The following is a 5565-nucleotide window of genomic DNA, read 5'->3' as shown; positions in this document are numbered from 1 at the left end:
GTGGGTTGATGCTTGCGCTACTCGCACCTCAGGGAGCAGTGGGCTGGTACTTGCGCTACTCGCACCCCCGGGAGCGGTGGAGCGGCTCGCTCCTCGGGTGTGAGGAACCGTCAGATCTTGCGGTGCCGCAGGTTGATCGGGAGGCCGTCGGCCGGGGTCGGGCCGGTACCGTAGGTCAGCTCCGGCCGGTAACCGGCCGGGACGTCCCACTCGAAACGCAGCAGCATCTGGTGCAGGATCGACTTCACTTCCATGCCACCGAAATACAGGCCGATGCACTTGTGTGCGCCGCCGCCGAAGGGTGCCCACGCGAAGCGGTGGACCTTGTCCTCGCGGCGTTCGGCGGAGAAGCGCTCGGGATCGAAGTGGGTCGGGTTGGGCCACCATTCCTTGCGGAGCATCGTCGCCCACGGATGGATGGCGAGCAGCGTGCCCTTCGGGATGTAGTGGCCACAGACCTCGGTGTCCTCGATCGCCATGCGGAAGAGCATCCCGACCGGGGCGTTGAGGCGCAGCGTCTCCTTGAAGGCCAGCTCCATGCTGGGGAGCTTGTCGACGTCGTCGTAGTCGATCGTCGGCTTGTCGAGGGCCAGGGACTCCTCGCGCAGACGCTGCTGCCACTCGGGGTGCTTGCCGAGGAAGTAGGTCATCATCGACAGCGCGATGGTGCTGGTGTCGTGCGCGGCCATCATCACGAAGATCATGTGGTTGACGATGTCCTCGTCGGAGAACGTCTCACCCTCGTCGCTCTCGGCATTACAGAGAACGCTGAAGAGATCGTCGGCGTCGTTGCCGCGACGCAGCGGGATCTCGGAGCGGAAGTACTCCTGCAGCGCCTCGCGGCCGCGGAGTCCCTGCGCCCAGGTCCAGTTGCCGACGTCCTTGCGCACGATCGCCTGGCCGCCACGCACGGCTGCCTCGAAGGCGTGCTCGAGGCGGTGCGCCTCGGACTCGCTGACGTGAGCGCCCATGAACACCTCGGTCGCCAGCGACAGCGTGAGGTCCTTGGTGCGGGAGTACATCTTGAAGCCGTTGCCGACCTCCCAGTTGGCGAGGGTCTTCTCGATGTGCGGGGTCATGATGTCGAGGTAGCCGGTCAGGCGCGGCCGGCTGAACGCCTGCTGCATGATCCGGCGGTGCTGCATGTGCTCGTCGAAATCCATCAGCATGACGCCCCGGCGGAAGAACGGGCCGATCATCGGTTCCCAGCCGAGCTCGCTGGAGAACGCCTTCTTTCGGTTCATCCAGACGGCTTCGATTGCATCCGGACCGACGAGTGTGACCATGTTCATGCCCAGCGCGCCCGACCACGAGACCTGGCCGTAGCGCTCGAAGCGCTCCATCGCCGTCTTCAGCGGGTCGACCAGTGCTTCGAGAGTGTTGCCGAGGTACGGAATCCCCGGATCGCCCATCACCGGCTTGAGGTCCGACCCGGCGGGTGGCTCGGCCAGCGGGCGTTCCGAGCTCGGGTACATGCTGCTCGCCTTCGCCAGCACGCTCTGGATCTGCTTTTTCCGACTCGTCATGAACCTGCCACTCCCCGTTGTTCCGATGTGCGTTACATCACTATGCACCATTGGAACGGATTTTAGCGTCTGTTTCAAGGGGAGTGTGCAGACGGGGTGTTCATGCGAGTTGTGCGAGCGTGTCGGCCGACCGTCGGGAGGTCAGCACCCGGGGCCCCGAGACCCCCAGCGCGACCAGCACCGCCAGACCCCAGAGCAGGTACGACGACCCGACGAGATGCTGCCACCAGACCCAGGACAACTCGGCGTCGTACCGCTGCGGGATTCGCTGATGCGGCGCGACGGCGAAGATGACGAGCCCGGAACCGACGAGCCACCACCAGATCGCCGACGCCGCGGGCGTGGTCGCGAGGAAGGTCAGCAGGATCAGCAGCGGGACCACCCAGACCCAACTGTGGTCCCACGCGACCGGCGAGCAGTACAGCGCGGCGAACGCGACTGTCATCAGTGCCGCGACATCGTGCGGACTGGACGGCTGTGGACCTGCCGGTCCAACCGACAGCAGACGCCACGCGACCCAGGCGATGAACAGGCCGACGATCAGCGAGACGAGGAACCACGCGACGTCGGACTCGATGCCGAGCCTGCCGAGCTCACCCTTGATCGACTGGTTGTTCGCGAAGTGCGGACTCCCGATGCGGTCGGTGTCGAAGAGGGTCGATGTCCAGTAGGTGCGCGAGTCGTTCGGTGTCAGGAGATGGCCGAGACCGGCGTAGGCGACCGCTGACGCCGCGGCCATGCCGAGCGCGCGCCAGTCACGGCGGACGAAGAAGAACAGCAGGAACACCGCGGGGGTGAGCTTGATCGAGATGGCGAGTCCGACGAGCAGCCCGTTCCACCACTTGCCGCGGCCCAGCAGTACGTCGACGACGACGAGCGTCATCAGCACGATGTTGATCTGTCCGAAGTTGAGGGTGTCGCGGACGGGTTCGAGCCAGAGGCCGACCGTCGCGGCGGCCGTTGCGAGCCACCACAACTGGTGAGCAGGCCGCTCGACGAGGCAGGACAGGACGATGCGGCACACCACCAGCAGGCAGCCGATGGAGATCGCGGTGAACAGGGCCTGACCGAGGCCGAGTGGGACGACCGTGAAGATCGAGAACAGCGCTGCGGCAAGCGGTGGATACGTGAACGGGAGGTACGAGCCTTCCGCGAGTCGGGGCAGGATGCCGTACAGGTCGCCGCCGTCGAGCAGGACCTGTCCGCCCATGCGGTAGACGTCGAAATCGATGCGATACGGGGCCGGCGGTTGGTTCGGCAGCACGACGATGGCGACCGCCGAACTGATGAGGAAGACGGCGAGTGTCGCCCACCGGGCCCGGGCTGATCCCAGGTATCGATCCAGCGCACGTCGCGGGTTTACAACAGCAGTCACGAGCCCTCACTTCCGAGCGGGATCGTATCGCGGAGGGCGTGCGATTCAGGGTGGCCGGGCCGTGGCCGTGTAGTCGGGCGGTGCGGGTCGCACGTGGATTCGTCGGTCGTCGACAGTCGAAGGGTGGTCGAGCATTCTCCGGTGGGGTCGGTCGATGGGACCGTGGCGAGTCGAAGTGCGGGCGTCGCCGGGATCGGGTGAAGGGCGGGTCAGGCAGCTCCGGGTTTGCGTCGATCTGCCGGCATGATGTCGACCACGCCGTCGTCCGGATAGCCGTCGAGCATGATCGTCGCGACCGCGCCGAGTGCGCGGTCCCAGGCCAGCGTCATGGCCGGGGTCCAGGACTCGCCGCCGATCTCGCTCATCGCGGCGATCATGCATTCCGCGACCGCGGTGTACATCGGTCGGGTGACGCCGAGACCGGCGTGTCGCCGCCCCAACGCGTGCAGAGTCGTCGTCAGCCACTCGGCGTCGTCGAGATGCTCCACGACCGAGGCGACGGCGCTGCGCAACATCTCGGCCTGGGCCCTGGTGTCGCGGCCGAACATGGCGCGAACGGTCGGATAGCGGTCGAACAGGATCTCGTAGAAGCGAACGGTGAGGCCCGAGTCGGGAAGGTCGACGAGTGCCAGGCTGCGTTCGAGCAGTTGTTTGTCCATGCACGGACCTTGGTCCACCGGCATTGCGACTGGGCACGCTGCGGGGAAGGCCGAGGTAACAGTGGTCTCACAGCGAACCGCAGCCGGTGTGAGGTTCGGGATTGTTCGGGCGTTTGGTCCGTCTTCAGAGGTTCTCAGCTGTCCCAGTCGACCGTGCGGGCCATGTTCAGCAACCGGCGTCGACGCGTCTCCCCCGTCGCACCCACCCACGCGATGAGACCGTAGACGTGTGCGCGGAAGTCCGGGTGTTCGTCGTGATTCTGCGACGACGCCCCGTGCCGGCTCGCATTCTGGAGCAGGGCCCGAAGATTGTCGTAGTCGGATCTGGCAACCTGCGGACGGTCGTTGACGACGAGACCGGCGAGCTGTTGGCGCTGATGGCTGTGCATGATCCGGACCTTCTCCGGGTGGACGGTGAATCGCTCGTCTTCGACGATGCGGAGCACGGTCCACAGCGCGCGGTCGGCGTTCATCGCGTCGCCCGAGATCGCGAGGTCGTCGCCGTAACGGGTGTAGCGGAGGCCGTGACGGCGGGCGTACCCGTCGAGCCGCCGATCGAGCCGCCGCATCACGAGGTTCGCCAGATGCGGCGAGGTCGGCGCACCTTGCGGCAGATGCCGTTCCCGGAGAAGGGCTGCGTGCGTGTGATCGATACCGCGGAGTTCGTCCACAGGCGTTGCCGTGGTACACAATTCGGCGAGCAGGCGGGCTATGTGCGGCGGGTAGCCGGCTTGCCGGAACACTGCTCGGACGCGCGGTACGGTGATCGTCTCGAAGCAATGACGGAGGTCGACGCGCAGCACCACGGGACGGTCCGTGTGCGGCCACGCGAAAGCAGCCGGTGACGACCCGGGTACGAAACCGCGCGCCGCGGGATGGGCCGGAATGCGCTCAATCAACCGTCGCAGCAGGCGCCGTTGCGTCTCGCGCATACGGGGTTTCGGAGCTTCGATGACCCGGACACCGTCCCGCTTCTCACGCCGCCAGATTCGGTAGTGACGCAACGGCGGGCGCGCCGTTCGTAGCCATTGGCCGCGGTCGGCGAACCATTCGAGCTCGGGCACGGTGAAGTCGAGCCAGTGCGCGAACTGCTCGACATCGTAGAGATCGGGCAGAGCGTCGGACACCGTTCCCGCAGAACGTGGTTCGTGCACGATGACGGGTTGAGCGGCGACGTGTGCCGGGTGGGTCCACGGCGCGAGGGCCTGGATCATCACGGTCGCGGGATGTCGCGGTTCGTGAGGCGAGAGTTCGATGATGCGGGCGGCGACTTCGGAGGTGACCTCAGCGGGCAGGACCGCTCTCACTGCCGCCAGGATCTCCGGCCACGTCCAGGCGGTATACGTGCGCGAGAAGGCCGCAGCGACTTCCGCTGCCTCATGCGGTTGCAGGAACGGTTCGGTCACGGCGCCGTGTCGCGTCGTGGGCTGTCGTGGTGATGAACGACGGATGGGGTGACCAGAACTGTGCAGCGGCGCCGTGTGGCACGTGCAGCGTGCGCGCCGGCGTCGGACGCGGGGACCAGCTGTGAAGTGCACCCAGGGGTTACCCCTGAGACGGATCGCGACGATCCACTCTCACCTTGCCCGTCGTTCATCAACCGACATGGTGCCACGGCGGTGAGACAGCCGAGGCGAGGACGCAGATCTGCGCGGGTTCACCGACGTCGCTCGCACTGAGGTCGAGGTCTGGTAGACCCGGTGTCTGTGGGTAGCTATGAGATTCGGCCGGTGGTTGCAGGCGACATCGATCAGATCTCGAGCCTGCACACCGCCATCTGGAAGGCCACGTATGCGGGAATGGTGGCTCAGGACCGGCTCGATGCGCTCACTCCTGCGGAGTCGGCCTCACGCTGGCGACAGACTGTCGGAGACCTCGCAGGCCATGCTGGGCGCGGCATCCGCATCCGGTGCGCGACCTCACTCGACACGCAGGAGATGGTCGGTTTTGCAGCAAGCGGCCCGGCTCGCGACCACGACGCTCCCGCACCGACCGAATTGTGGTC

Annotated in this window: 4 protein-coding genes and 1 pseudogene; 1 reads left to right on the top strand and 4 read right to left on the bottom strand. The window is 66.4% G+C overall.

The features are described from left to right. Window positions 1-110: 110 nt before the first annotated feature. The 4 genes from Q9R39_RS24245 to Q9R39_RS24230 all read right to left on the bottom strand — a co-directional run bounded on the left by Q9R39_RS24245 (window position 111) and on the right by Q9R39_RS24230 (window position 4966). Entirely contained in the window at window positions 111-1526 is a 1416-nt protein-coding gene (locus tag Q9R39_RS24245) for a cytochrome P450 (RefSeq protein ID WP_175404272.1), read from the bottom strand. 100 nt (window positions 1527-1626) lie between these two features. Next, window positions 1627-2901, bottom strand: a complete 1275-nt coding sequence (locus Q9R39_RS24240; protein WP_058250463.1) for a glycosyltransferase 87 family protein — start codon at window positions 2899-2901, stop codon at window positions 1627-1629. A gap of 209 nt (window positions 2902-3110) precedes the next feature. Next, window positions 3111-3560 carry a globin domain-containing protein gene (locus Q9R39_RS24235; protein WP_058250592.1) on the bottom strand — a complete coding sequence of 150 codons (450 nt, stop codon included), beginning with the start codon at window positions 3558-3560 and terminating at the stop codon, window positions 3111-3113. Window positions 3561-3694: 134 nt separating this feature from the next. Then, window positions 3695-4966 carry a reverse transcriptase family protein gene (locus Q9R39_RS24230; protein WP_058250462.1) on the bottom strand — a complete coding sequence of 424 codons (1272 nt, stop codon included), beginning with the start codon at window positions 4964-4966 and terminating at the stop codon, window positions 3695-3697. A gap of 324 nt (window positions 4967-5290) precedes the next feature. On the opposite strand from Q9R39_RS24230, the pseudogene Q9R39_RS24225 reads away from it, so the two are divergent. Then, window positions 5291-5565: pseudogene (locus Q9R39_RS24225) on the top strand (GNAT family N-acetyltransferase); the annotation flags it as partial.

This window comes from Gordonia sp. AC31, from assembly GCF_031844505.1.
In the GTDB taxonomy this organism is placed as follows: Bacteria; Actinomycetota; Actinomycetes; order Mycobacteriales; family Mycobacteriaceae; genus Gordonia; species Gordonia hongkongensis.
This window is presented reverse-complemented; position numbering and strand designations above follow the sequence as displayed.